Genomic DNA, 23,784 nt, shown 5'->3' with positions numbered 1-23,784 from the left:
GTCCCACCTACTCCGCTGCTCGCAGGTCCAGGCCGATGTCCAGGATCGGGGAGGAGTGCGTGAGCGCTCCGACCGCCAGGAAATCGACACCCGTCTCCGCGTACGCCCTCGCGTTCTGCAGGGTCAGGCGGCCCGACGCCTCCAGCAGGGCGCGGCCGCCGAAGAGGGCCACCGCCTCCTCGCACTCGCCCGGAGTGAAGTTGTCCAGGAGGATCAGGTCCGCGCCCGCGTCCACGACCTCACGCAGCTGGTGCAGGGTGTCGACCTCGACCTCGATCGGCACGTCCGGGAACGTCTCGCGGACCGCCTTGAAGGCCTCGGCGACTCCGCCGGCCGCCACGACGTGGTTGTCCTTCACGAGCGCCGCGTCCGACAGGGACATGCGGTGGTTGACGCCGCCGCCGCAACGGACCGCGAACTTCTCCAGCGCGCGCAGGCCCGGCGTCGTCTTGCGGGTGTCCCGTACGCGCGCCTTGGTGCCCTCCAGGGCGTCCGCCCACGCGCGCGTGGCCGTCGCGATGCCCGACAGGCGGCACAGCAGGTTCAGCGCGCTGCGCTCGGCGGTGAGCAGGTCGCGGGTGCGGGTGGTGACGCTCAGAAGCTTCTGGCCGACCTCCACCCGGTCGCCGTCCTCCACGTGGCGCTCGACCTCGAACTCGTCCGTGCAGACCACCGAGACCACGGCCTCGGCGACCCTGAGGCCCGCCACCACGCCCGCCTCGCGCGCGGTGAAGTCCGCCGTCGCGACCGCGTCCTCAGGGATCGTCGCGACCGTCGTCACATCGACGCCGTGGGCCAGGTCCTCCTGGATGGCGACGTTGGCGATGTCCTCGACCTCCACCGGGTCGAGTCCGGCGTCGGCCAGGAGCTGGGCGAGCGCGGGGTCGAGCCCGCACTCCAGGTATTCCTCGTCGCCGTCCGCGCCACAGGCACAGCCGTCGCCGCAGCCGCCGCTCGGGACGAGGGGAAGGTCGGGGGTGGTCACTTCGGTCACTGCTCCTGGGGACGCTGGGGCGTAAGGGTCCTACCGGCTCGCGCGGAGCCGGGGGCTTGGGCGAGGGTCGGGGGGAAGTCTGCGGTGTCGGTGGTGCGTACGGCCAGCGTCCGGTCCGGATTCAGCCGTACGACGACGTGGCGGCGCCAGGCGGTGTCGTCGCGCCCCGCGTGGTCCTCGCGCCAGTGGCAGCCGCGGGTCTCCTCCCGCAGCAGGGCGGCGGCGACCAGGACACGGGCCACGCACAGGAGGTTGGTGGTCTCCCAGGTGTCGACGCCGGGCTCGGCGGTCTTGCCGTTCTCGTCGAGTGCGTCGCGCGCGTCTGTGTGCAGCCGCTGGAGCCGGTCCGCTGCCTCCTGCAACGACTCCGCGGACCTGAGCACCCCGGCGCCGTCCGTCATGATCCGCTGGATCGCGAACCGGTCCTCCGGCGCGAGCAGCGGGTGCGCGGGCCTCTCGGGGTGCGCGGGCTGCTCGATGGGGTCGGGCACGCGCGCGTGGAGGCCGTGCTCGGCGTGGCCCGCCGCGATGTCGGCGGCGATGCGCTCGGCGTAGACCAGGCCCTCCAGGAGCGAGTTGGAGGCGAGCCGGTTGGCGCCGTGGACGCCCGTGCAGGCGACCTCGCCGCACGCGTACAGGCCCGGCACGGTCGTCCGGCCCTGGGAGTCGGTGCGGACGCCGCCGGAGGCGTAGTGGGCGGCCGGGGCGACCGGGACGAACTCGGTGACCGGGTCGATGCCGTTGGCGCGGCAGGCCGCGAGGATCGTCGGGAAGCGGTGCTCCCACATGTCGGCGCCGAAGTGGCGGGCGTCGAGGAACATGTGCTCGGCGTCCTGCTCCTGCATGCGGCGCATGATGCCCTTGGCGACGATGTCCCGGGGCGCCAGTTCGGCCAGCTCGTGCTGCCCGACCATGAAACGCACCCCGTCCGCGTCCACCAGGTGGGCGCCCTCGCCGCGCACCGCCTCGGAGACCAGCGGCTGCTGGCCCTCCGCGTCCGGGCCGAGGAACAGCACGGTCGGGTGGAACTGCACGAATTCGAGGTCGCTCACCTCGGCGCCGGCGCGCAGAGCGAGTGCCACTCCGTCGCCCGTGGACACCGACGGGTTGGTGGTCGCGGAGAAGACCTGGCCCATGCCGCCGGTGGCGAGGACCACGGCGGGGGCGTGCACGGCACCCACGCCGTCGTGCTGGCCCTCGCCCATGACGTGCAGGGTGACGCCCGCGGTGCGGCCGTCGGCGTCCGTGAGCAGGTCCAGGACCAGCGCGTTCTCGATCGTGCGCAGCCCACGCGCGCGTACGGCCTCGACGAGTGCCCGGGAGATCTCGGCGCCGGTCGCGTCCCCGCCGGCGTGCGCGATCCGGCGGCGGTGGTGGCCGCCCTCGCGGGTGAGCTCGATGCCGCCCTCGTCGTCGGTGTCGAAGTGGGCGCCGGTGGAGATGAGCCGGCGTACGGCGTCGGGGCCCTCCGTGACCAGGATGCGTACGGCCTCCTCGTCGCACAGGCCCGCGCCCGCCACCAATGTGTCGTCCAGGTGCTGCTCGGGGCTGTCGCCCTCGCCCAGGGCCGCCGCGATGCCGCCCTGCGCCCAGCGGGTGGAACCGTCGTCGAGGCGGGCCTTGGTGACGACGACCGTCTTCAGACCGGCGGCCTCGCAGCGCAGGGCCGCGGTGAGGCCGGCGACGCCGGAGCCGACGACCACGACGTCAGCCGAGATGGACCACCCTGGGGCGGGCGCGTGCAGTCGTATGCCTGTGCTGGTCACGAGGCGGCTCCGTGAGGGTCGACGGGCTCGGGGGCTCCGAAGGAGAGCGGGAGGTTGTCGATCAGCCGGGTCGTCCCGACCCGGGCGGCGACGGCGAGGACCGCCTCACCTTCGAAGTCGTCGGGGATCTCGCTGAAGTCCGACGGATCGACCAGGGCGAGGTAGTCCAGGACCAGCGGCGGGTCCAGGCGGGCGGCGTCGTCGAGGACGAGACGGGCAGCGGCACGGACGGCCGCGGGACCGCCCGGGACGGCCTTCGCGACCGCGTGCGCGTCGGCGGCGGCGCGCGACTCCCCTATGGCGCTGAGGGCCTCGGCACGCGCGTGCGTGGAGGGCACTTCGCGGGCACGCGCGCGCAGAGCCTCCTGGGCGGCATGCCGGTCACGGCCCGCGAACAGGGCCCGGGAGAGGGCGAGGGCGGTGTGCCGCTCCTCGGGCGACAGGTAGCGGTTGCGGCTGGAGAGGGCGAGACCGTCGTCCTCGCGGACGGTGGGCACGCCGACGATCTCCACGCCGAAGTTCAGGTCGCGCACCATCCGGCGGATCAGAGCGAGCTGCTGGGCGTCCTTCTGCCCGTACAGAGCGACGTCGGGGCGGGTGAGGTGCAGCAGCTTGGCGACCACGGTGAGCATGCCGTCGAAGTGGCCGGGGCGGGAGGCCCCCTCCAGGCGCTCGCCCATGGGGCCCGCGGTGATCCGCACCTGGGGCTCGCCACCGGGGTAGACCTCGTCCGCGGAGGGGGCGAAGACGGCGTCCGCGCCGGCCTGTTCGGCGACCTTCAGGTCGGCCTCCAGGGTGCGCGGATAGCGCTCCAGGTCCTCGCCCTTGCCGAACTGCAAGGGGTTCACGAAGACGGTGACGATCACGAAGCCCTTGGTGCCGACATGCTTGCGCGCCGCCCTGATCAGGGTGGCGTGGCCCTCGTGCAGGGCGCCCATGGTCATGACGACGGCGGTGCGTCCCGGCACCCCGAAGTGGTCCTGCACGTACCGCAGGTCGTCCACCGTCGGGACGAGTTCGAATGGGCGGCGGCTCATCGGTCTTCCCCGTTCTCGGGCAGTTTCGTCCCGTCGGCGAGTACCCCGAGGAGGTCCTCGGCCAGCTCCGGCTTGAGCAGTCCGTGGGCCAGGGCCCGGTCGGCGGTCGCGCGGGCCATCGCCAGATAGCCGGCCACGGTCCCCGGGGCGTGCCTGCGCAGCTCGGCGACGTGCGCGGCCACCGTGCCCGCGTCCCCGCGCGCGACGGGGCCGGTCAGGGCCGCGTCGCCGGAGCGCAGGGCGTTGTCGAGGGCGGCGCCGAGCAGTGGGCCGAGCATGCGGTCGGGGGCCTCGACGCCCGCCGCGCGCAGCAGCTCCATGGACTCGGCGACCAGGGTGACCAGGTGGTTGGCGCCGAGGGCGAGGGCCGCGTGGTAGAGCGGGCGCATCTCCTCGGCGATCCACTCGGGCTCACCGCCCATCTCGATCACGAGGGCCTCGGCGGCCAGCCGCAGCTCCTCGGGCGCGGTGACCCCGAAGGAGCACCCGGCCAGGCGCTGGACGTCCACGGGAGTGCCGGTGAAGGTCATCGCCGGGTGCAGGGCGAGCGGCAGCGCTCCCGCGCGCAGGGCGGGGTCGAGCACCTTCGCGCCGTACCGCCCGGAGGTGTGCACCAGCAGCTGCCCCGGCCGTACGGCCCCGGTCTCCGAGAGTCCCTCCACAAGGCCGGGCAGCGTGTCGTCCGGAACGGTCAGCAGGACCAGCTCGGCCCGCCGCAGGACCTCGGCGGGCGGGACGAGGGGCACGTCCGGGAGCATCTCGGCCGCCCGCCGTCTGGAGGCGTCGGAGACTCCGGAGACGGCGACCGGACGATGCCCGGCGAGCTGCAGTGACGCCGCGAGCGCGGGGCCGACCCTGCCTGCTCCGACCACGCCCACGGTGAGCCGCGCGGGGCGGTCCTTGGGGTCTGGCTGTTGGAATGTACTCACTCGACGGTGGCCTTCCCGTTCCAGTCCGCTCTGGGTACCGGACGATTTCTCGTCATGTTAACGCGATTGGTTCACGGGCCGACCGGTTGTCCACAGGCTGTGGGTTTTCGCAGGTCGCTTAAGGTACGGAGATGAGGGTGCCCGGCGGAGCGGCACGCGACACGCTCCGGGGGATCAACACAAACGCGGAGGCGACGTGGGGCAGACGGCGGAACGGGACGAGGAGTCGACGGCCGGGCAGGACGAGCGGCGACCGGCCCAGACGCCGGAGGAGGAGCTGCGCCTGCGGCGGGAGCGCCGACGCACCGCCATCCGCACCGCGGAGCGCATCCTGGCGCGCCCGGGCTTCCTGGGGACGCTCCGGGAGCGACTGGCGCTGCTGGACGGCGCGCAGGACCTGTACGACCTGGACGAGAACGCCGACATCTACGGCAACGGGGTCGTCGCGGCCCTGGAGAAGAAGGTCGCCGGGCTGCTCGGCAAGGAGGCGGCCGCCTTCTTCCCGACGGGCACGATGGCCCAGCAGGTGGCCCTGCGCTGCTGGGCGGGCCGCACGGGGAACCCCAGGGTGGCCCTGCACGCGCTCGCCCACCCCGAAGCACACGAACGGAAAGCGTTCAGCGAGGTCAGCGGACTGCGCCCGGTACATGTGACGAGCGAGCCCCGGCTGCCGACCGCCGACGAGGTACGCGACTTCGAGGAACCCTTCGGGGCGCTGATGCTGGAGCTGCCCCTGAGGGACGCCGGTTTCGTACTGCCCTCCTTCGATGAGCTGACCGAGGTCGTGGAGGCCGCGCACGAGCGCGACGCGGTGGTGCACTTCGACGGCGCCCGCCTGTGGGAGACCACCGTCCACTTCGGCCGCCCGCTGGACGAGATCGCGGGCCTCGCGGACAGCGTCTACGTGTCGTTCTACAAGTCACTCGACGGCTTCGGGGGTGCGGCACTCGCCGGCCCGCAGACGCTGGTCGAGGAGGCGAAGGTCTGGCGGCACCGGTACGGCGGCCAGATCTTCCAGCAGTTCCCGACAGCGCTGTCGGCCCTCATAGGCCTGGAGCGGGAACTGCCCCGGCTGCCGGAGTACGTGCGCCACGCGCGCGTGGTCGCCGCCGCGTTGCGCGAGGGTTTCGCGGCGGCCGGGGTGCCGTGGGCGCGCGTGCACCCCGGGGAGCCGCACACCCACGAGTTCCAGGTCTGGCTGCCGTACGACGCCGAGGTCCTCGGGGAGGCCGCGATACGGCAGGCCGAGGAGACCGGGACCCTGCTGTTCGCCGGCCCCTGGGGCCGCAGCGGCCCGGACCTGTCCTTCACCGAGGTAGAGGTACGGGCCGACGGGCTGGAGTGGACGCCGGACGACGTGAAGACGGCGGTGACGGAGTTCGTCGGGCGGCTGCCGCAGGCCTAGGCGGCCTGCCTGACACATTCCCGTCGTCCGTCCGGAAGGCGGGGCCGACGGCGTCATGGGTCCCCCGCCGGCGGAAGCCGAGAGCTCGGGGAGTGCGTGCCAGGCGTCGCCGGGCAGGCGGGGATGTGTCAGGCGGGCCCGAACCAGGCCGCCCGGACGCCGGACGACAGGGAGCCGCGAGGCGCTCAGCGGCCGGGGTACGGGCGGCGGTCGTACAGCCACCGGGACAGCGCCGCCCGCAGCCGTCCGTGTTCCGGGCGGCCCGCCGTCACCGCCCGGAACTGCCAGTGGTCGCGCAGCTCGCGCACGGCCTGCCAGTCGTGGGCACCGGGCGCGGGCGGGGAGGGCCGGCCGAGCTGCTGGGCGCGGTAGGCGTCGAGGAGGTACTGCTCGGTGATGCTCATGACGGATCGCCTCTTCGGGACGTGGAGACAGGGATCCGTAGGCTCCGCGGCTGCCCCGGTGATCCCAGGCTGCGCCCGGGCGCGGACCGGTGTCGCGTCGATTGACGGCTGCCGTCAACCGAGGCCCGCGTTGTCAGTGGCGGAGTGCACCATGACGTCATGAGCGTGGACATCGACATCACCGGGCTACGGCCGGAGAGGGTCTCCGTCGTGCCCTCGCCCCTCGCCGAGCTCAGCATGGCGCTGCACGCGCTGGCCGAGCCGGGGCACCATCCGGGCCTGCAGGGCTGGGTGACGAGCGTGACCTCCCGCCTCGACCCGCATCTGGCCGACCGGATGTGCGAGGCCGACTTCCTGTGGCGGTCGACGTTCTCCGACCTCTTCCTGCCGTACGCGGGCATCCCGGGTGGCACCGCCCTGCCCGGCGCGACGCTCGCCGAGGATCTGGACCTGCTGGACAAGCTGAGTGACGAACAGTTCGTCGACGCGGCCCTGGAGTTCACCTGCGCCACCTGTTACAGCACGCACGGGCCGACCGCGCTCGCGGACGCCGAGGTGCGTCGGCGCGCCCTGGAGCTGGCCGCCGCGCGCGGACCGCGGCAACTGCGGTTCAGTGAGCGGCTGCTGACCGACCCGCCGCGGACCCGGTCCTGGCTGCGGCAGTTCCTGGAGGACTGCGACGAGGCGTTCTTCGCGGACACCTGGTCCCGGCTGCGCCACCAACTCGCGGCGGACGCCCGCCACAAGACGGACCTCCTGCGGCGCAGGGGCCTGGCCGAGGCGCTGGGATCGGTGTCCCCCGCGGTGGCTCTCGACGCGGAAGCGGGCCGGATCACCGTCGACAAGCTCGGCGAGGGCCGCACCGCCACGGCGGGCGGCGGCCTGCTGCTCGTCCCCACCAGCCTGGGCTGGCCGCACCTGATGGTCCTGCACCGGTACGGCTGGCAGCCGGTGCTGCACTACCCGGTCGGCTCCCCGGAGCTGACGGCCCCGCCGTCGCTGGAGCAGCTGACCCTGCGGATGGCCGCCCTGTCCCACCCGGTACGGATGCGGATGTGCCGCAGTCTGGCCCGCAGCGCCTTCACCACGGGCGAGTTGGCCCAGGTGCACGGCATGACCGCGCCCGAGATATCCCGGCATCTGAGTGCCCTGAAGAAGGCGGGCCTGCTCACCACCCGCCGCCGCGGCCGGTATGTCCTGCACCAGCTGGACGTGACCGCGGTGGCCCGGCTGGGCAGCGACTTCCTGGAGGGGATCCTCAGGTAGTACGCCGGACCCAAGTGGCCGTCAGTCGAACCGGATGTGCTTGAGCTGGACCTTCGCCTGTCGCAGCCGGTTCCGCAGGGCGCCCTCGGTGTTGGGTTCGAGCTTCAGCCCGGCCAGCACCGCGATCCGGTCCGCCGTCTTCGGCACCGTCGAGTGGTCCGTCCACAGGTGCTCGGCGAATTCCGGCTTGTGCAGCCGCTCCAGGCAGTGGTCGAGCTGCTGGACGGCCCAGCTCTCCCGGCGCAGCGGGGCGTCCTTCCCGGCGACGTACTGGAGCAGGTGCCCGAAGCCGCGCCCCCGCAGCCGCTTCAGGACGGTCTCGCGTTCGGCGAGCAGGGCGAAGTGCCGTACGTCGTGGCCCCGTTCACGCAATCGGCCGACCGTCTCCTCGAAGCAGCCGGAGTCGGTGACCGTCATGGGAACGATGACGACGCCGTCGTGCTTGCCGAGCGCCAGGTCGAGGACCTCGACCACGCCCTGCCTCCAGGACACCAGATCCTGGAAGTCACCTCGTAGTGCGGGCGGCAGCATGCGGTGCAGTCCGAAGCCGACGTGTTCCGGATCACAGATCACGCTGCCGGGCAGGCGGCGCTGGATCTCGTGTGCGGTCTGTGTCTTTCCGCCCCCGAAGGGGCCGTTGATCCACAGGAGCATGCGCAGACCCTAGTGGGCGTCGGCGGAACGGAAGTCCGTGTTGACTCAACCGTGTCCGCCCGCCCGTACGAGACCGGTCTCGTACGCGAGGACGACCACCTGCACCCGGTCCCTGAGCCCCAGCTTGGTCAGGATGCGGCCCACGTGCGTCTTGACGGTCGCCTCCGACAGCACCAACCGAGCCGCGATCTCCCCGTTCGACAGTCCCTGCGCCACCAGCATCATGACCTCGCGCTCGCGCTCCGTGAGCCGTTCCAGCTCCTTGTGCCGGGGCTCCGTGGTGCCGCCCGGCAGCATCGGCGCGAACCGGTCGAGGAGGCGGCGGGTGGTGGAGGGCGCGACCACGGCGTCACCGCTGTGCACGGAGCGGATGGCCGCCAGCAGTTCGCCGGGCGGGACGTCCTTGAGCATGAAGCCGGAGGCGCCCGCCTTCAGCCCGGAGAACGCGTACTCGTCGAGGTCGAAGGTGGTCAGGATCAGCACCTTCGGGGGGTTGGGCTCCGAGCAGATGCGGCGCGTGGTCTCCACCCCGTCGAGCTTCGGCATGCGGACGTCCATGAGGACCACGTCGACCGCGGTCGAGCGCAGCACCTGAAGGGCCTCGACGCCGTCGCCCGCCTCCGCGACGACCTCCATGTCCGGCTGGGCGGCGAGCACCATCCGGAACCCGGTGCGCAGCAGCACCTGGTCGTCGACGAGCATCACGCGGATCGGCATGGCGGGGGTCCTCCGGTCGGAGTTCGGTCGGTGGGCGGGGGCGTGGCGTGGGCGGTCGGGCGGGAGTGCACGTGTCAATGGGCCGGTTTCAGCGGCAGCAGGGCGCTGATCCGGAAGCCTCCACCAGGGCGGGGGCCCGCGTCCAGGGTTCCGCCGACCATGCCGACGCGTTCGCGCATACCGATCAGCCCATGTCCCTGGCCGTCGGCGCCGCCCTCCTCGTACAGCTCGTGCGGGGCGCCCTTGCCGTCGTCCTCGACGAGCAGTCCGAGTCCGTCGTCGAAGTACACAAGGCGCACGCTCGCGCCCGCGTTGGGACCCCCGTGCTTGCGGGTGTTGGTGAGCGCCTCCTGGACAATGCGGTACGCCGTCAGCTCGACGCCGCTGGGCAACGGGCGCGGGGTGCCCTCCACCTTGAAGTCGACGGGCAGGCCCGAGCTGCGGCACTGCTCGACGAGGTCGTCGATCTGCTCGACGTCGGGCTGCGGAACGTACTCGCCGACCTCCTTGTGCTCACCGGTGCGCAGCACGCCGAGCAGGCGGCGCATCTCGGCGAGGGCCTGGCGGCCGGTCCCGGAGATCGTCTCCAGGGCCTTCTTCGCCTGGTCGGGTGCGGTGTCGAGGACATAGGCGGCGCCGTCCGCCTGCACCACCATCACCGACACGTTGTGCGCGACCACGTCGTGCAGCTCACGGGCGATGCGGGCGCGTTCGGCGGCGACCGCGACCTTGGCCTGCGCCTCGCGCTCCTTCTCCAGCCGGGCGGCGCGCTCCTCCAGCTGGGCGAGGTAGGCGCGGCGGGTGCGCAGGGAGTCGCCGAGGACCCAGGCGAGGGCGAAGGGCACGGTCTGGAAGACGGTGATCGCGACATTGGCCAGCGCGCTCGCCTGGTGATCCGCCCAGCGGATCTGCGACAGGGAGGCGGCGCACAGGCCACCGATCAGGCCGACGCGGGAGGCCCAGCGTGCGCCGTCCGCGGCGACCGTGTAGATGATCACCAGCAGGGCGAAGTCGGCGACCATCTGCTGTTCGTCCAGGACCAGCTGCGCCACTGCCGCCGCGGCGGCCACGAGGAGCATCTTCTCGGGCATGCGGCGGCGCAGCGCGACGACCACGGACAGGACGGCGGAGATCGTGAGCCCCACGGGGAGCGATCCATGGTGGTCCGACGCCTCGTCGAGGTTCGGCAGACTCACGCAGGAGAGCCCGAACAGGACGACGGCCCAGAAGCTGTCGACCCACGTCGGGTGCCTGCGGAGGAAGTCATAGAGGCGCTGCACGTAACCCAGCGTAGGGAAGCGCACGGAGTGCGGGGGTCAACCGGAGGGCCGATCCGCGACGGGCGGGCGTACTCCGCAAGGTGGATGCTCCATGATCCCCAACGGTTAGGGCAGGCCGCGCGGGAACGCGCCGAAGCCGCCGGAGCCCGGGGGTGCGCGGGGCTGTTGCGCGCGCCGTGCCAGGGGCGCGCAAGGCACACGCCGGTCGCACACGCCGCCTCCCACCTCCGCACCTTCACCTCGTCCCACCGAGGCCCCGACGCCGCAGCGCCCGGCCTCCGGGCGGACGACGGGAGTTTGACGACAGGACCTAGCCTGACCCCGTGGCACACAAGGCGAACGGCGAGTGGCGCGGATGGCGGGCGGCGGCCCAGGAGGCGCTGTACGGGGCGGACGGGTTCTACCGGCGGCCCGAGGGGCCCGCGGGGCACTTCCGTACGTCCGTGCACGCCTCGCCGCTGTTCGCCGTCGCCGTGGCCCGGCTGCTGTGCCGGGTCGACGCGGCGCTCGGGCAGCCCGCCGAGCTGGCGTTCGTGGACATGGCGGCCGGCCGGGGCGAGTTGGTCGGCGGTGTGCTGGACGCGCTGCCCGAGGACGTCGCCGCCCGGACGCGCGCCTATGGCGTCGAGATCGCCGACCGTCCCGAGGACCTCGATCGGCGCGTCGAATGGCTGGAGAGGCCCCCGGAGGGGATCACCGGGCTGCTGTTCGCGAACGAGTGGCTGGACAACGTGCCGGTGGAGGTCGCCGAGATCGGCGCCGACGGCGTACCCCGGCTGGTCCTTGTGCGGGAGGACGGGACCGAGCGCCTCGGCGAGCCGGTCGTGGGCGCGGACGCGGAGTGGCTGGCGCGTTGGTGGCCGCTGTCCGGCGAAGGCTGCCGCGCCGAGATCGGCCTCCCGAGGGACACCGCCTGGGCCGCCGCCGTCGCCACCCTCGACCGCGGACTCGCCGTCGCGGTCGACTACGCGCACCGCGCGGACGCCCGGCCGCCCTTCGGGACACTCACGGGGTTCCGCGCGGGCCGGGAGACGGCCCCCGTGCCGGACGGCTCGTGCGACATCACGGCGCACGTGGCGCTGGACGCGTGCGCCCTGCCGGGAGGGCGGCTGCTGACCCAGCGCGCGGCCCTGCGCGCCCTGGGGATCACCGGCGCGCGCCCCCCGCTCACGCTCGCGTCCACGAACCCCACGGCGTACGTGCACGCGCTCGCGCAGGCCGGAGCCGCCGCCGAGCTCACCGCGTCCGGCGGCCTCGGTGACTTCGGCTGGCTGCTCCAGCCCGTGGGCGTCCCCGACGCCCTACTTGTCGATGTCCCCGACCACGAAGAACATTGACCCCAGGATCGCCACCATGTCCGCGACCAGCGTCCCCGGCAGCAGTTCGGTCAGTGCCTGGATGTTGTTGTACGAGGCCGAGCGCAGCTTCAGCCGGTACGGGGTCTTGTCGCCCTTGCTGACCAGGTAGTAGCCGTTGATGCCGAGCGGGTTCTCGGTCCAGGCGTAGGTGTGGCCCTCGGGCGCCTTGAGCACCTTCGGCAGGCGCTGGTTGATCGGCCCGGGCGGCAGCTCGGCCAGCCGGTCCAGGCACGCGTCGGCCAGGTCGAGCGCGTTGTGCGTCTGCTCCAGCAGGCACTCGAAGCGGGCCAGACAGTCGCCCTCGTGCCGGGTGACGACCTTCAGCGTGTCCTGCAGCTCCCCGTACGCCAGGTAGGGCTCGTCGCGGCGCAGGTCGAAATCCACGCCCGAGGCGCGCGCGATCGGCCCGCTCACGCCGTACGCGTGCACGGCCTCAGGCGTGAGGACGCCCACGTCCCGGGTGCGCCCCCGGAAGATCTCGTTGCCGAGCACGAGGTCGTCGAACCGGTCCATGCGGGAGCGCACGTCGGAGACGGCGGTACGCGCGCGTGCGGTCCAGCCCGCGGGCAGGTCCTCCTTGAGACCGCCCACCCGGTTGAACATGTAGTGCATGCGCCCGCCGGAGATCTCCTCCATCACGTTCTGGAGCTCCTCGCGCTCCCGGAACGCGTAGAACACCGGCGTGATGCCGCCCAGCTCCAGCGGGTACGAGCCGAGGAACATCAGGTGGTTCAGGACCCGGTTCAGCTCCGCGAGGAGCGTCCGCATCCACACCGCGCGCTCGGGGACCTCCATGCCGAGCATCCGCTCGACGGCGAGAACCACGCCCAGCTCGTTCGAGAAGGCGGAGAGCCAGTCGTGGCGGTTGGCGAGCATGATGATCTGGCGGTAGTCACGCGCCTCGAACAGCTTCTCCGCGCCGCGGTGCATGTACCCGATGACGGGCTCCGCGTGCCTGATCCGCTCGCCGTCCAGCACGAGCCGCAGCCGCAGCACTCCGTGTGTGGACGGGTGCTGGGGGCCGATGTTGAGCACCATGTCGGTGCTCTCCGCGGCGCCGCCGATCCCGACCATGGTCTCCGTCGTAGGAGTCATGAGGACAGTCTCTCGTACGTACCCTTGCGGCATGGAAACGGGGACCGTGGGCAAGGGCGGCGAGCACGTCTGGACGGGGCTGCCGCCGGGGCTGCTGAGGATGCGACGGCTGTTGCTGGTGGTGTGGCTGGGACTGCTGGCGGTCGTCGTGGGAGTGCTCCTGGGCCTGTTCGCCGGGCCTGCCTGGGCACTGTTCGCGCTGCTGCCGCTGTCCCTGCTGCTGTGGGGCTGGGTACTGCTGGGCCGCAACTGGCGCTCCTGGCGGTACACCGAGCGAGCGGACGACCTGCTGATCAGCCGGGGCGTGCTGTGGCGTGAGGAGACCGTGGTGCCGTACGGGCGCATGCAGCTCGTGGAGGTCACCTCCGGACCGGTGGAGCGGCACTTCGGGCTGGCGAGCCTGCAACTGCACACCGCGGCCGCGGCGACCGACGCCACCATCCCGGGGCTGGACCCGGCCGAGGCGGAACGGCTGCGGGACCGGCTGACCGAGCTGGGCGAGGCCCGATCGGCGGGGCTGTGAACACGCCCGGGGCGCAACCCGGTATATCCGGGGGGCCCGACAAATCCGAGGGGCCCGGCATACCCGAGGGGCCCGGCATACCCGAGGGGCCCGGCACGTCCGAGGGGCAGGAGGTCGCCGAGCGGCGGCTGCACCCCGTGACCCCGCTGCGGCGTGCCTGGGCGCCCGTCACTGTGATCGTCGGCTGGGCGGCGCACGACCCCCGCCAGGCCCAGGAACAACTGACGAGACTGACCACGGCCACCCTCCTCACAGGTCTCGCCGTCCTCGTCGCGGCCGCCTCTGTGTACGGCTTTCTGGCCTGGTGGTTCACACACTTCGCGGTGACGGACACCGAACTGCGCATCCGTACGGGCCTGCTGTTCCGCCGTACCGCGCACATCCGGCTCGACCGGCTTCAGGCCGTCGACGTCACCCAGCCGCTGCTGGCCCGGGTCGCCGGCGTCGCCAAGCTGAAGCTCGACGTCATCGGGACGGACAAGAAGGACGAACTCGCCTATCTCGGCGAGGACGATGCGCGGGCGCTGCGCGCCGAACTCCTGGCCCGGGCCGCCGGTTTCGCCCCCGAGACCGCGCACGAGGTCGGCGAGGCACCCGTACGACCGCTGCTGCACGTGCCGCCGGGCATGCTCGTGGTCTCCCTCCTGCTGACCGGCGCGACCTGGGGCTCCCTGGCCGCCGCGCTCGTCGTTCCGCCGGTGCTGTGGTTCGCCACCCACAGCCTGTGGACAGTGCTCGCCGCCGGGCTGCCGCTGCTCGGCGCGGCGGGCGCGAGCAGCGCCGGGCGGTTCGTCAACGAGTACGACTGGACGGTCGGCGAGTCGCCGGACGGGCTCCGCATCGACCACGGGCTGCTCGACCGGGCGCACGAGACGGTGCCTCCGGGGCGCGTGCAGACCGTACGGATCGTGGAGCCGCTGCTGTGGCGGCGACGGGGGTGGGTGCGGGTGGAGCTGGACGTGGCGGGCTCGTCCAACTCGGTGCTGGTGCCGGTCGCGCCGCGCACGGTCGCCGAGTCGGTGATCGCGCGGGTCCTGCCCGGGGCGACCGTGCCCGCGTCCTTGTCCCGGCCCCCGCGCCGCGCGGGCTGGTGCGTCCCCTTCTGGTGGCGCGGCTATGGACTCGCCGTCACCGACGCGGTCTTCGCCGCCCGGCACGGCCTGCTGCGCCGCAGCCTGTCCCTCGTTCCGCACGCGAAGGTGCAGAGCGTACGGCTGACGCAGGGGCCGTGGCAGCGGTTCAGGCGGGTCGCCGACGTACAGGTGGACACCGGCGCGAACAAGACGGTGACCGCTCGCCTGCGGGACGCCGAGGAGGCGGCGGCGCTGCTGTACGCGCAGGCGGACCGGTCGCGTACGGGGCGGCGGGACGCGGGACCCGACCGGTGGATGGCGTCGTAGGGACCCGCGAGCGACCGGACACCGGACATACGTGAGGGGCGGTGGCACTCGGCGTGCCGCCGCCCCTCACGTATGTCCATGTCGGCACGTACGTCCGTGCCGACCGGGCTCAGGACGCCGCGGTGCGCAGCCCCTGGAGGTCGATCTGTTCGGTCTCGTCATGGGCCGTCAGGTCGATGACCTGGCCGACGGCGCGCGCCTGCGGGTCCGCGGCCTTGAAGGCGGACTCGGACTCCGCCTTGTGCACGGCGAGCGCCTCCTGGCCGACGACGTCCGCGAGGTCCTCGTTCTGCACGGACTCCAGGGCCGCCAGGGACTTCTGCGTGCCGAAGAAGTCGAATCCGCCCTCGACGGTGGGGCGCCGCCGCGGAGCCTCCGGTACGACGGCCACGGCGGTCGGCACGGCGAAGTGCCCGGCGGTGCGGGGCGGCTGGGTGACGGCCGGCTGGAGCTGCTGCGCGGTCGGGGCGGCCGCGTGCTCCTGCCCGGCGACCGCCGCGGGCTTCCCCTCGGCCTCGGCCTCCTGGCCCGCACCGTCCTCCTTGGCGGCGGCCTCGGGGGCCTCGGGCCGGGCGGAGCGCTGCTTCTTGCCGCCGCCGTCGGGGCCTCCCTTCGGGGGCGAGGTGTTCGTGGAGCTCCCGGAGGCCTTGCGGGCGTCGCCCTTCGCGGGGCCGGCCGACGCGGCGGTGTCCGGTGCGTCTTCGACGGTTTCCGGCGCCTCTCGGTCGGTGTCCGTCGCCTCTCGGTCGGTGTCCGTCGCCTCCCGGTCGGTGTCCGCCACCGCTTCGACGGTGTCCGTCGTCTCTTCGGAGGCCGTCGCCTTTTCGGACGCCGTCGCCTCTTCGGAGGGCGATGCCTCTTCGGAGGCCGTCGTCTCCGGGGAAGCGTCCGTCGCCTCCGGCGTGTCGCTCTCCTCCACGGCAGCGGTCGCCTCCGCGGCGTCGCCCTCCGCCTCCGCGTCGCCCTCCTCCAGGGACGGGCCGGTGTCCTCCTGCGCCGCGTCGGCGTCCTCCTTGGCGAGCCGCGCCAGCGCCGAGTCGGCCCGCAGGAAGAGCGAGGAACCCTCCGGGGAGAACACCCGGGGAGCCGACGCCTCGGGCTCGGCGTCCTGCTCCGGCTCGGTCGCGGCCGAGGGAGCCACACCCTCGGCGTCCCGCACGTCCGCAGCGGCAGCCGCGTTCTTGACGGCGTCCGCCTTCTCCGCTGCGCCCGCCTTCTCCACGGCGTCCGCGTGCTCCACGGTGTCCGCGTGCTCCGCGGTGTCCGGTGTCTTCCGCTCGGTGAAGGCGTCCCGCGCGGCGGAGTCCTCCCGCGCGGCGGTCGTCACCGGGGCCGCCGGCAGGGCCCGTGTCGGAGCCGACGCCTCGATCGCGAGCTGGCGGCGGCCCTCCAGGGCGCTCGCGCGCTCGGTCTCCGCCGTGGCGTACCGCCGCAGCAGCGCCGCATGCTCGTTGCGCAGCTTCGCCAGCTCCGCGCGCTTGGCCCGCAGCTTCTGCTCCAGCTTGGTGCGCAGCTCGCGCGACTCCTCCAGGTCGGTCTCCAGCTCGGCGACCCGCTCCTCGTGGCGCCACTCGTCGCTCGCCCGCGCGCGCGTGAGGTCGGCGACCTGTTTGCCCGCGGCCGCGTCCCAGCGGCGCATGACATACGCGCCGACGGCCGTCGTCACGGCGGCACCCGCGGCCAGCCCACGGAGCACCAGCGGCTCCGTGAACAGCCAGGGCCCCACGGCGCATACGACCGAGACGCCGGCGATCACCGAAGGAGGCAACAGTCTGTGCAAGGGCGGGGAATGACGGTGACGTCCACGTGGCATGGCCAGAAACTTACCGCGCGTAGGCGAATGATGGTGCCCCGCCCGGTAAAAACACGGCTACCCCGAAGCCTTCGCACAGCCCCACCGGCACCGAAAACGGAACATGCCGCTCCCAAATCCGGCGCATTCCCTTCGGCGCAGACACGTCATGGACCCCCGAAAGCGAGATCGTCGGCCCGGACGACCCCTTACGGTCCCCCTCGGCGGCCTTCGATACCGATCACCTCCACGGCTTACAAGATCATTTCCAGGCTGGAGGGCGCCCGCGTGAATTCCGGTCCCGCTGAAGGACAAGGCCGAAGTCCCCGCGGGACCGCAACACCGAAGGACGCCGCCCCCGTGGTGGAGCCGACCACCTTCAGATTGCACGGAATGCGGAATTCGGGGCGGCGGCGATGCCGCGCATTCGCCCGCTCAGCGGTCAGTGAGCCGCCCGCTCATCCACTGCAGCGCTGCCGGGATCTCCCGCCGCCATGTGTTGAAGTTGTGGCCGCCACTGTCGAGGATGATCGACGAGATCCGGGTCCGATTCGTCGCCTGAACCTGGTTTATGAACTTGACGGTGGACTTGTAGTTCTTCTCGCCGGCCTTGCTGCTGGTGACGAGCAGTGAGGTGTCGGGCGCCGGCAGGTGCTTGAGGCACCAGAACAGGTCCGCGCGGTTCCGCAGCCCCTTGTTGCCGTGGAAGAGGTCGCCCGTGGTCGCGTCGATCGGCGCCTTGTAGTACGGCGACAGGCCCGCCGCCGCGGCGTACGACTTCGGATGGTGCATCGCCAGCTTCAGCGCGCAGTAGCCGCCCGTGGAGTCGCCGATGATGCCCCAGCTGCCGGGCTTCTTTCCCACCCTGTAGTGGGACATGACCGCGTCGGGGAGGTCTTTCGCGAAGAATGTCTCGGTCTGCGGCCCGCCCGGGATGTCCACGCACTCCGTGTCGCGCGGCGGCGCCACGGTCGGCCGCAGCATCACCAGGATCATCGGCTGCATCTTGCCGTCCTTGGCCAGCCGGTGCACCGTCTGCGGGAAGTGCAGGCCCTTGATGAGCGCCTGGGCCGTACCCGGGTAGCCGGTGAGGACGACGGCCGCGGGAAACGTCCGCGTACGGTACTGCGGCTGGAAGTACTCCGGCGGCAGATACACGTACGCGGGCGAGACGATGCGCGTCTTGCGGCCGACGATGTCGACCTTCTGGATCTGGCCCCCGATCTGCGGCCGCGAACCGCCCGTCACGTTCACCTGCTGGGTGTCCACCACCTGGAGGGGACCGCCGCCCGCCCCGTCGGCGTTGTGGTCGACGACCACGCCCTGTTCGCTCTCCTGACCGAACAGATCCGCCCAGCTGGCATAGAACCCGAAGGCCTGGTTGGCGGCCAGCCCGATCGACGCGAAGATCGCCAGCTGGGTGGCGAACAGCAGACCGACCCGTCCGCTGATGGCCCGCCAGTTCCGGCGCGCCAGCCGTGGCCAGAACCAGACCGTGCCGACGAACAGCAGCACGGCGAACATGACCGCCAACACCAGCACTTTGTTGCTCGTGAGACCCATGGGCCCTTTCCCTGCCTGCGCTTCCGTCCCTCAGGACTCCTCCGCGCCTTCGCGAGGGCTTGTCCCGGACTTTCCTTCGGCTTTGAACCGGCTTTGTGATGGGGAGTGAACCTCTCTCCCCGAGACACCGTCCTAGAGGGCGCAATGTCGCCGGATGCCCGGTCGGGCCCGGATTCAAGGTCTCTCGCAGAACTACGGGATGCGATGTCTGTCAGGATAGATGGGGAAATGTCGGGTGAGGTTCCGGAGCGATCACGTGCGGTTCCGCGCATACTCCGCGGCCCGCGTCCGGAGGCCGTCCCCGCGCTGATCGCCAGGGCCTGCACGCTCGTGGGAGTCCTGGACATCGCCGGGGGGGTGTTCCCGCGCTTCCGGCACAGCCGTATGCACCAGATGGCCGAGGTCCTGCCGGGCTCGTTCGGTCCGTTCGCGGCGGCCCTGTCGCTGAGCGCCGGCGTCCTCCTGCTGCTCCTCGCGCATGGACTGCGGCGGCGCAAACGCCGGGCATGGCGCGCGGCCGTGGCACTCCTCCCGGCAGGCGCCGTGGCGGAGTACGTCTACCGGCACTCGGTCGTCGGCGTCCTGATCGCGGTGGCGCTGCTGCTGCCGCTGCTGCGCCACCGAAGTGAGTTCGAGGCGCTGCCCGATCCGCGCAGCCGCTGGCGGGCGCTCGCCAACTTCGTCCTCATGGGCGCCGGTTCGCTGGGCCTCGGCCTGGTCATCGTCAGCGTCCACCCGCACCGCATGGTCGGCGACCCGAGCCTGTCCGACCGCATCGAGCACGTGCTGTACGGCCTGTTCGGCTTCGAGGGCCCGGTCGACTACACCGGCAACACCTCCTGGACGGTGGGCTTCTCGCTCGGTGCGCTCGGTCTGCTGACGGCGGTCACGACGATCTACCTCGCCTTCCGTCCCGAACACCCGGCCGCCCGGCTGACCGACGAGGACGAGACCCGGCTGCGCGCCCTGCTGGAGAAGCATGGCGCCCGCGACTCCCTCGGCCACTTCGCGCTCCGCCGCGACAAGGCGGTCGTCTTCTCGCCCAGCGGCAAGGCGGCCGTGACCTATCGCGTCGTGTCGGGCGTGATGCTGGCCAGCGGCGACCCGATCGGCGACGTGGAGGCCTGGCCCGGCGCCATCGAGCGCTTCATGGACGAGGCCAAAGCCCACTCCTGGACCCCCGCGGTCATGGGCTGCTCGGAGACGGGCGGCGAGGTGTGGACCCGTGAGACCGGCCTGGACGCCCTCGAACTGGGTGACGAGGCGGTGGTGGACGTCGCGGATTTCTCCCTCTCCGGGCGCGCGATGCGCAACGTGCGCCAGATGGTGAAGCGCATCGAGCGCGCCGGCTACGAAACCCGGGTCCGGCGCATCCGTGACCTCGGTGAGGGCGAGCTGGAACGCATACGGCGCGCGGCCGAGGACTGGCGCGGCACGGACACCGAGCGCGGCTTCTCCATGGCGCTCGGCCGCATCGGCGACCCGTCCGACGGCGACTGCCTGATCGCGACGGCCCACAAGGCGGACCCGGAGGCGGGCCCATACGGCGACCTGAAGGCGGTCCTGCACTTCGTCCCGTGGGGCACGGACGGCGTCTCCCTCGACCTGATGCGCCGCGACCGCTCGGCGGATCCGGGCATGAACGAACTGCTGATCGTGGCCGCGCTCCAGGCCGCCCCGAAGTTCGGCATCGAGCGGGTCTCGCTGAACTTCGCGATGTTCCGCTCGGCGCTGGCACGCGGCGAGAAGATCGGCGCGGGCCCGGTGCTGCGGGCGTGGCGAGGGCTGCTGGTCTTCCTCTCCCGCTGGTTCCAGATCGAGTCCCTGTACAAGTTCAACGCCAAGTTCCGCCCGCGCTGGGAGCCGCGCTTCGTGGTCTACGCGTCCTCCCGCGACCTCCCGCGCATCGGTCTCGCGGCCATGCAGGCGGAGGGCTTCGTGAACCTGGCACTACCGCGCCTCCTGCGCCGCAGGCCCCCGGCCTCGACCCCGTGTGCGCACAGGGTGGCGGAGCGGGGAGTCAGCGCCGCGAGCCGGGCCTGACGACGCCGGGCCCGGACAACGTGAGCTGAAAACGCCGGAGGGGCTGAATCCATCAGCTCCTCCGGCGTTTTCAGCTCCTCCGGCGTTTGAGGAGCGGGGATCCAGGAGGCAGAGCCTCCCGGATGGGTCGAAGGGGCGGGGCCCCTGGTTAAGGGCGGCGGGGGCGACGGCGACGAGCCCTCACGGGTCAGCCACGGCGGCAGCGCACCGAACCCGCCGATCCGCTCGCCACCCTCCCGGCCCTCCCCGCCCCGACGCCCGACCCGCCCCCGCGAACGGAACGCGGGGCCACCGGGGGCCTACGCTGAACGTATGAGCACGAAGAATGGGCGGGGCCACGTGGCAGGCCTTCCGGTATGGGACCGCTGCGCGGTCATGGGCGTCGTCAACGTCACCCCCGACTCCTTCTCCGACGGCGGCCGCTGGTTCGACACCACCGCGGCCGTCAAGCACGGCCTCGACCTGGTCGCCGAGGGCGCCGACCTCGTGGACGTCGGTGGCGAGTCCACCCGCCCGGGCGCCACCCGCGTCGACGAGGCCGAGGAGCTCAGGCGCGTCATCCCCGTGGTGCGCGGCCTCGCCTCCGAGGGCGTCACGATCTCCGTCGACACCATGCGCGCCGCCGTCGCCGAACAGGCCCTCGTCGCCGGCGCCGCCCTCGTCAACGACGTCAGTGGCGGCCTCGCCGACCCCGCGATGATCCCGGTGGTCGCGGCCGCCGAGGCCCCCTTCGTGGTCATGCACTGGCGCGGCTTCCTGGAGGGCGGCAACGTCAAGGGCGCGTACGAGGATGTCGTCACCGAAGTCCTCGACGAGCTGCACGCGCGCGTGGAGGCCGTTCTGGAGGGCGGTATCGCCCCCGAGCGGATCGTCGTCGACCCCGGTCTCGGCTTCTCCAAGGAGGCCGAGCACGACCTGGCGCTGCTCGCCCATCTCGACCGCCTGCACCGCCTGGGCCACCCCCTGCTGGTCGCCGCCTCCCGCAAACGGTTCCTGGGCCGCGTACTGGCCGGTCCCAAGGGCGCACCACCCCCCGCGCGTGAACGCGACGCCGCCACGGCCGCGGTCTCCGCGCTCGCCGCACAGTCCGGCGCGTGGGCGGTGCGCGTGCACGAGGTGCGCGCGACCGCGGACGCGGTACGCGTCGCACGCGCCATCGAAGGGGCGCGGGCCTCGAATCCCACGCCGGGCGACGCCGGAACCGCCGAGGGAGCCCGGTGAGCGCCGCCCACACCGATGTCGAACAGGTCGAACAGGCCAACACCGCCTTCTACGAGGCCATGGAACGGGGCGACTTCGAAGAGCTGTCCTCGCTCTGGCTGACACCCGCCGACCTGGGCGTCGACGAGCAGTACCACGACCCGGCGGACGCCGGGGTGGTCTCCTGCGTGCACCCCGGCTGGCCCGTCCTGACCGGCCGCGGCGAGGTCCTCCGGTCGTACGCGCTGATCATGGCGAACACCGACTACATCCAGTTCATCCTCACCGACGTACATGTCTCCGTGACCGGCGACACCGCCCTGGTGACCTGCACCGAGAACATCCTCAGCGGCGGCCCCGCCCCCGACGACGGGGACGAGCTGGGCCCGCTCGTCGGTCAGCTGGTGGTCGCCACGAATTTGTTCCGCCGCACTCCCGACGGCTGGAAGCTCTGGTCGCACCACGCCTCTCCGGTCCTGACCGAATCCAGCGACGAAGAGGACGACGGGTCCACCTCCTGAGTGGGTAGGCGGCTCATAGTGGTTGGAATCACCTACTCCGGGGTACGAGCGGCCACCAACCCGTGAGTCGCCGCGTTCCCCAGGGGAAACGCCCGATGAACCCTCCCGACCGTCACACGGGCGCGTGCCCCCATGGGCGAGCGCTGTCAGTGCCCGCAGGTAGATTCGTTCGAGGCCGGTGTTCCGACCGCACTCGGTGAGTACCTGCCGCTACCGACGATTGCAGGAGTGATTCGCGTGGATCGTGTCGCGCTGCGCGGCCTGAAGGCCCGCGGGCACCATGGTGTGTTTGCCAAGGAACGCGAGGAGGGCCAGACCTTCATCGTGGACCTCGTCCTGGGCCTGGACACCCGGCCAGCCGCGGCCGGCGACGACCTGTCGAAGACCGTGCACTACGGCGTCGTGGCCGAGGAGGTCGTGGCCCTCGTCGAGGGAGAGCCCGTCGACCTCATCGAGACGCTGGCCGAACGCATCGCCCTCTCCTGCCTCAAGTACGCCCCGGTCCAGGAGGTCGAGGTCTGCGTCCACAAGCCGGACGCGCCGATCACGGTCCCCTTCGACGACGTGACCGTCACCATCACCCGGAGCCGGGTATGACCGCCTTCACCGGGGGTCAGAGCGACCCGACCGTGCAGCCGGTGCCGGCCTCCGTGGTGGAGAAGGTGGACGCCGCCGACACGACGTTGCACAACCCGAAGTGGGCCGTGATCTCCCTCGGCTCGAACCTGGGCAACCGCCTGGAGACGCTCCAGGGCGCGATCGACGCCCTGGAGGACACCCCGGGCGTCCGCGTCAAGGCGGTCTCGCCGGTGTACGAGACGGAGCCGTGGGGCGTCGAGCCCGGCAGCCAGCCGGCGTACTTCAACGCGGTGGTCGTCCTGAAGACGACTCTGCCCCCCTCCTCCCTCCTGGAGCGGGCACACGCCGTGGAGGAGGCCTTCCACCGGGTGCGGGAGGAGCGCTGGGGGGCGCGCACACTCGACGTGGACATCGTGACGTATGCGGACGTCGTCTCCGACGACCCCCTCCTGACGCTCCCCCACCCGCGCGCCCATGAGCGGGCCTTCGTCCTCGCGCCGTGGCACGACCTGGACCCTCAGGCCCAGCTCCCCGGCCGCGGCCCGGTGGCCGATCTGCTCGCCGCCCTCAACCGCGACGGCGTCACGCTCCGCACCGACCTGGAACTCCGGCTGCCCGAGTAGTCGTTAAGGTCTACCGGGCCGGGATCTTTCCCGCTCCACGACCGTGCAAGGCCGGACGGCCGGGCTGACGAAGGGACATCGTGAGAGAGCTGCGCATCAGGACGCTGGCAGCGGTGTTCGTGGTGGCCGGAGTGCTGTCCTGGGCGGGCGCCCGCCTGTGGAACTCGGTGGGCACGCTGCCCCGGGTCCCCCTGGCCGCCCCCATCGTCCTCGCCTTGATCGCCGTGGTCCTGCTGGCCACGGCGTTCTCCCTGCGCTCCCGCCTCAAGGCCCAACGGGAGCGCCGCCCCGGCGCGAAGGGCGTCGACCCGCTGATGGCGGCCCGCGCCGTCGTCTTCGGCCAGGCCAGCGCCCTGGTCGCGGCCCTGGTCGCCGGCATGTACGGCGGCACGGGTGTCTTCCTCCTGGAGTCCCTGGACATCCCCACCCGCCGCGACCAGGCCATCTACGCCGGCCTCTCGGTCCTGGCAGGCATCGGTGTCATAGCGGCGGCCTTCTTCCTGGAGCGCATCTGCAAGCTCCCGGAGGACGACGAGCACAACGGCGGCACGGCGCCGGTGTCCTAGGTCCTGTCGTCAAACTCCCGTCGTCCGCACGAAGGGCGGGCCCTGCGAACGACAGGGCCTAGGAGGCGC

The 23,784-nt window shown here is 72.3% G+C and carries 22 protein-coding genes; 11 read left to right on the top strand and 11 right to left on the bottom strand.

Annotation, left to right across the window (positions count from 1 at the left end; all coding sequences use genetic code 11):
• Positions 1 to 7: 7 nt before the first annotated feature.
• The 4 genes from nadC to Q2K21_RS01970 are packed head-to-tail and all read right to left on the bottom strand — an operon-like array spanning position 8 to position 4,726.
• Positions 8 to 985, bottom strand: coding sequence for a carboxylating nicotinate-nucleotide diphosphorylase (nadC, locus tag Q2K21_RS01985; RefSeq protein ID WP_310780545.1), 978 nt, complete (start codon positions 983 to 985; stop codon positions 8 to 10).
• 5 nt (positions 986 to 990) lie between these two features.
• Positions 991 to 2,760 (bottom strand): L-aspartate oxidase, encoded by a 1,770-nt coding sequence (locus Q2K21_RS01980; protein ID WP_310763320.1) that lies wholly within the window; start codon positions 2,758 to 2,760, stop codon positions 991 to 993.
• Positions 2,757 to 3,797 carry a pantoate--beta-alanine ligase gene (gene panC, locus Q2K21_RS01975; RefSeq protein WP_310763319.1) on the bottom strand — a complete coding sequence of 347 codons (1,041 nt, stop codon included), beginning with the start codon at positions 3,795 to 3,797 and terminating at the stop codon, positions 2,757 to 2,759. Before panC ends, Q2K21_RS01980 begins: the two co-directional genes overlap by 4 nt.
• Positions 3,794 to 4,726 (bottom strand): Rossmann-like and DUF2520 domain-containing protein, encoded by a 933-nt coding sequence (locus Q2K21_RS01970; RefSeq protein WP_310763318.1) that lies wholly within the window; start codon positions 4,724 to 4,726, stop codon positions 3,794 to 3,796. Before Q2K21_RS01970 ends, panC begins: the two co-directional genes overlap by 4 nt.
• A gap of 196 nt (positions 4,727 to 4,922) precedes the next feature.
• On the opposite strand from Q2K21_RS01970, the gene Q2K21_RS01965 reads away from it, so the two are divergent.
• Complete coding sequence (locus Q2K21_RS01965; RefSeq protein ID WP_386275942.1) at positions 4,923 to 6,131, top strand: threonine aldolase family protein; 1,209 nt, start codon at positions 4,923 to 4,925, stop codon at positions 6,129 to 6,131.
• A gap of 185 nt (positions 6,132 to 6,316) precedes the next feature.
• Here Q2K21_RS01965 and Q2K21_RS01960 read toward each other — a convergent pair whose 3' ends face one another.
• A complete protein-coding gene (locus Q2K21_RS01960; RefSeq protein ID WP_310763317.1) occupies positions 6,317 to 6,535 on the bottom strand; it encodes a hypothetical protein in 219 nt (72 codons plus the stop codon).
• Positions 6,536 to 6,694: 159 nt separating this feature from the next.
• On the opposite strand from Q2K21_RS01960, the gene Q2K21_RS01955 reads away from it, so the two are divergent.
• Positions 6,695 to 7,801 (top strand): DUF5937 family protein, encoded by a 1,107-nt coding sequence (locus Q2K21_RS01955; RefSeq protein WP_310763316.1) that lies wholly within the window; start codon positions 6,695 to 6,697, stop codon positions 7,799 to 7,801.
• Between the two features lie 21 nt (positions 7,802 to 7,822).
• Here Q2K21_RS01955 and Q2K21_RS01950 read toward each other — a convergent pair whose 3' ends face one another.
• The 3 genes from Q2K21_RS01950 to Q2K21_RS01940 form a co-directional block, all read right to left on the bottom strand.
• The gene (locus tag Q2K21_RS01950) at positions 7,823 to 8,455 is read right to left on the bottom strand and encodes an ATP-binding protein (RefSeq protein ID WP_310763315.1); all 633 of its coding nucleotides are present in this window, start codon (positions 8,453 to 8,455) and stop codon (positions 7,823 to 7,825) included.
• Positions 8,456 to 8,500: 45 nt separating this feature from the next.
• Positions 8,501 to 9,172 carry a response regulator transcription factor gene (locus Q2K21_RS01945; RefSeq protein ID WP_310763314.1) on the bottom strand — a complete coding sequence of 224 codons (672 nt, stop codon included), beginning with the start codon at positions 9,170 to 9,172 and terminating at the stop codon, positions 8,501 to 8,503.
• A gap of 74 nt (positions 9,173 to 9,246) precedes the next feature.
• On the bottom strand, positions 9,247 to 10,452 hold the full coding sequence (locus tag Q2K21_RS01940) for a sensor histidine kinase (RefSeq protein WP_310763313.1): 1,206 nt from the start codon (positions 10,450 to 10,452) through the stop codon (positions 9,247 to 9,249).
• Between the two features lie 323 nt (positions 10,453 to 10,775).
• On the opposite strand from Q2K21_RS01940, the gene Q2K21_RS01935 reads away from it, so the two are divergent.
• Positions 10,776 to 11,789 carry an SAM-dependent methyltransferase gene (locus tag Q2K21_RS01935; RefSeq protein WP_310763312.1) on the top strand — a complete coding sequence of 338 codons (1,014 nt, stop codon included), beginning with the start codon at positions 10,776 to 10,778 and terminating at the stop codon, positions 11,787 to 11,789.
• Here the strand turns inward: Q2K21_RS01935 and Q2K21_RS01930 are convergent.
• Positions 11,754 to 12,905 carry an NADH-quinone oxidoreductase subunit D gene (locus tag Q2K21_RS01930; protein ID WP_310763311.1) on the bottom strand — a complete coding sequence of 384 codons (1,152 nt, stop codon included), beginning with the start codon at positions 12,903 to 12,905 and terminating at the stop codon, positions 11,754 to 11,756. The genes Q2K21_RS01935 and Q2K21_RS01930 overlap by 36 nt on opposite strands.
• A 31-nt stretch (positions 12,906 to 12,936) precedes the next feature.
• Here Q2K21_RS01930 and Q2K21_RS01925 point away from each other — a divergent pair, with 31 nt between their 5' ends.
• Positions 12,937 to 13,428: a PH domain-containing protein gene (locus tag Q2K21_RS01925; protein WP_310763310.1), complete on the top strand. Its 492-nt coding sequence runs from the start codon at positions 12,937 to 12,939 to the stop codon at positions 13,426 to 13,428.
• A gap of 59 nt (positions 13,429 to 13,487) precedes the next feature.
• On the top strand, positions 13,488 to 14,828 hold the full coding sequence (locus Q2K21_RS01920; RefSeq protein ID WP_386275946.1) for a PH domain-containing protein: 1,341 nt from the start codon (positions 13,488 to 13,490) through the stop codon (positions 14,826 to 14,828).
• A 109-nt stretch (positions 14,829 to 14,937) separates the two neighbouring features.
• On the opposite strand, the gene Q2K21_RS01915 is transcribed toward Q2K21_RS01920, so the two are convergent.
• Both Q2K21_RS01915 and Q2K21_RS01910 read right to left on the bottom strand, forming a co-directional pair.
• Positions 14,938 to 16,641 (bottom strand): coiled-coil domain-containing protein, encoded by a 1,704-nt coding sequence (locus tag Q2K21_RS01915; RefSeq protein ID WP_386275941.1) that lies wholly within the window; start codon positions 16,639 to 16,641, stop codon positions 14,938 to 14,940.
• A 414-nt stretch (positions 16,642 to 17,055) separates the two neighbouring features.
• Positions 17,056 to 18,183: an alpha/beta hydrolase gene (locus tag Q2K21_RS01910; protein ID WP_310763308.1), complete on the bottom strand. Its 1,128-nt coding sequence runs from the start codon at positions 18,181 to 18,183 to the stop codon at positions 17,056 to 17,058.
• A gap of 228 nt (positions 18,184 to 18,411) precedes the next feature.
• On the opposite strand from Q2K21_RS01910, the gene Q2K21_RS01905 reads away from it, so the two are divergent.
• From Q2K21_RS01905 to Q2K21_RS01880, 6 genes are all read left to right on the top strand, one after another.
• On the top strand, positions 18,412 to 20,226 hold the full coding sequence (locus tag Q2K21_RS01905) for a phosphatidylglycerol lysyltransferase domain-containing protein (RefSeq protein WP_310763307.1): 1,815 nt from the start codon (positions 18,412 to 18,414) through the stop codon (positions 20,224 to 20,226).
• A 312-nt stretch (positions 20,227 to 20,538) separates the two neighbouring features.
• The gene (gene folP / locus Q2K21_RS01900) at positions 20,539 to 21,447 is read left to right on the top strand and encodes a dihydropteroate synthase (RefSeq protein WP_310763306.1); all 909 of its coding nucleotides are present in this window, start codon (positions 20,539 to 20,541) and stop codon (positions 21,445 to 21,447) included.
• Positions 21,444 to 21,947, top strand: a complete 504-nt coding sequence (locus Q2K21_RS01895; protein ID WP_310763305.1) for a nuclear transport factor 2 family protein — start codon at positions 21,444 to 21,446, stop codon at positions 21,945 to 21,947. Before folP ends, Q2K21_RS01895 begins: the two co-directional genes overlap by 4 nt.
• Before the next feature lie 237 nt (positions 21,948 to 22,184).
• On the top strand, positions 22,185 to 22,544 hold the full coding sequence (gene folB / locus Q2K21_RS01890) for a dihydroneopterin aldolase (RefSeq protein ID WP_310763304.1): 360 nt from the start codon (positions 22,185 to 22,187) through the stop codon (positions 22,542 to 22,544).
• The gene (folK, locus tag Q2K21_RS01885; protein ID WP_310763303.1) at positions 22,541 to 23,149 is read left to right on the top strand and encodes a 2-amino-4-hydroxy-6-hydroxymethyldihydropteridine diphosphokinase; all 609 of its coding nucleotides are present in this window, start codon (positions 22,541 to 22,543) and stop codon (positions 23,147 to 23,149) included. The genes folB and folK overlap by 4 nt, the downstream gene beginning before the upstream one ends.
• Before the next feature lie 80 nt (positions 23,150 to 23,229).
• Positions 23,230 to 23,715, top strand: coding sequence for a DUF3180 domain-containing protein (locus Q2K21_RS01880; RefSeq protein WP_310763302.1), 486 nt, complete (start codon positions 23,230 to 23,232; stop codon positions 23,713 to 23,715).
• The last annotated feature ends 69 nt before the right edge of the window (positions 23,716 to 23,784 follow it).

The organism is Streptomyces sp. CGMCC 4.7035 (assembly GCF_031583065.1).
Classification (GTDB): domain Bacteria; phylum Actinomycetota; class Actinomycetes; order Streptomycetales; family Streptomycetaceae; genus Streptomyces; species Streptomyces yaanensis.
This window is presented reverse-complemented; position numbering and strand designations above follow the sequence as displayed.

What these genes read in the sequence shown, in the direction of transcription:
- panC (WP_310763319.1), bottom strand. Translation starts at nt 3,797, where the DNA reads ATGAGCCGCCGCCCATTCGAACTCGTCCCGACGGTGGACGACCTGCGG.
- Q2K21_RS01960 (WP_310763317.1), bottom strand. Translation starts at nt 6,535, where the DNA reads ATGAGCATCACCGAGCAGTACCTCCTCGACGCCTACCGCGCCCAGCAG.
- Q2K21_RS01955 (WP_310763316.1), top strand. Translation starts at nt 6,695, where the DNA reads ATGAGCGTGGACATCGACATCACCGGGCTACGGCCGGAGAGGGTCTCC.
- Q2K21_RS01950 (WP_310763315.1), bottom strand. Translation starts at nt 8,455, where the DNA reads ATGCTCCTGTGGATCAACGGCCCCTTCGGGGGCGGAAAGACACAGACC.
- Q2K21_RS01945 (WP_310763314.1), bottom strand. Translation starts at nt 9,172, where the DNA reads ATGCCGATCCGCGTGATGCTCGTCGACGACCAGGTGCTGCTGCGCACC.
- Q2K21_RS01930 (WP_310763311.1), bottom strand. Translation starts at nt 12,905, where the DNA reads ATGACTCCTACGACGGAGACCATGGTCGGGATCGGCGGCGCCGCGGAG.
- Q2K21_RS01925 (WP_310763310.1), top strand. Translation starts at nt 12,937, where the DNA reads ATGGAAACGGGGACCGTGGGCAAGGGCGGCGAGCACGTCTGGACGGGG.
- Q2K21_RS01915 (WP_386275941.1), bottom strand. Translation starts at nt 16,641, where the DNA reads ATGCCACGTGGACGTCACCGTCATTCCCCGCCCTTGCACAGACTGTTG.
- Q2K21_RS01910 (WP_310763308.1), bottom strand. Translation starts at nt 18,183, where the DNA reads ATGGGTCTCACGAGCAACAAAGTGCTGGTGTTGGCGGTCATGTTCGCC.
- Q2K21_RS01905 (WP_310763307.1), top strand. Translation starts at nt 18,412, where the DNA reads ATGTCGGGTGAGGTTCCGGAGCGATCACGTGCGGTTCCGCGCATACTC.
- folP (WP_310763306.1), top strand. Translation starts at nt 20,539, where the DNA reads ATGAGCACGAAGAATGGGCGGGGCCACGTGGCAGGCCTTCCGGTATGG.
- folK (WP_310763303.1), top strand. Translation starts at nt 22,541, where the DNA reads ATGACCGCCTTCACCGGGGGTCAGAGCGACCCGACCGTGCAGCCGGTG.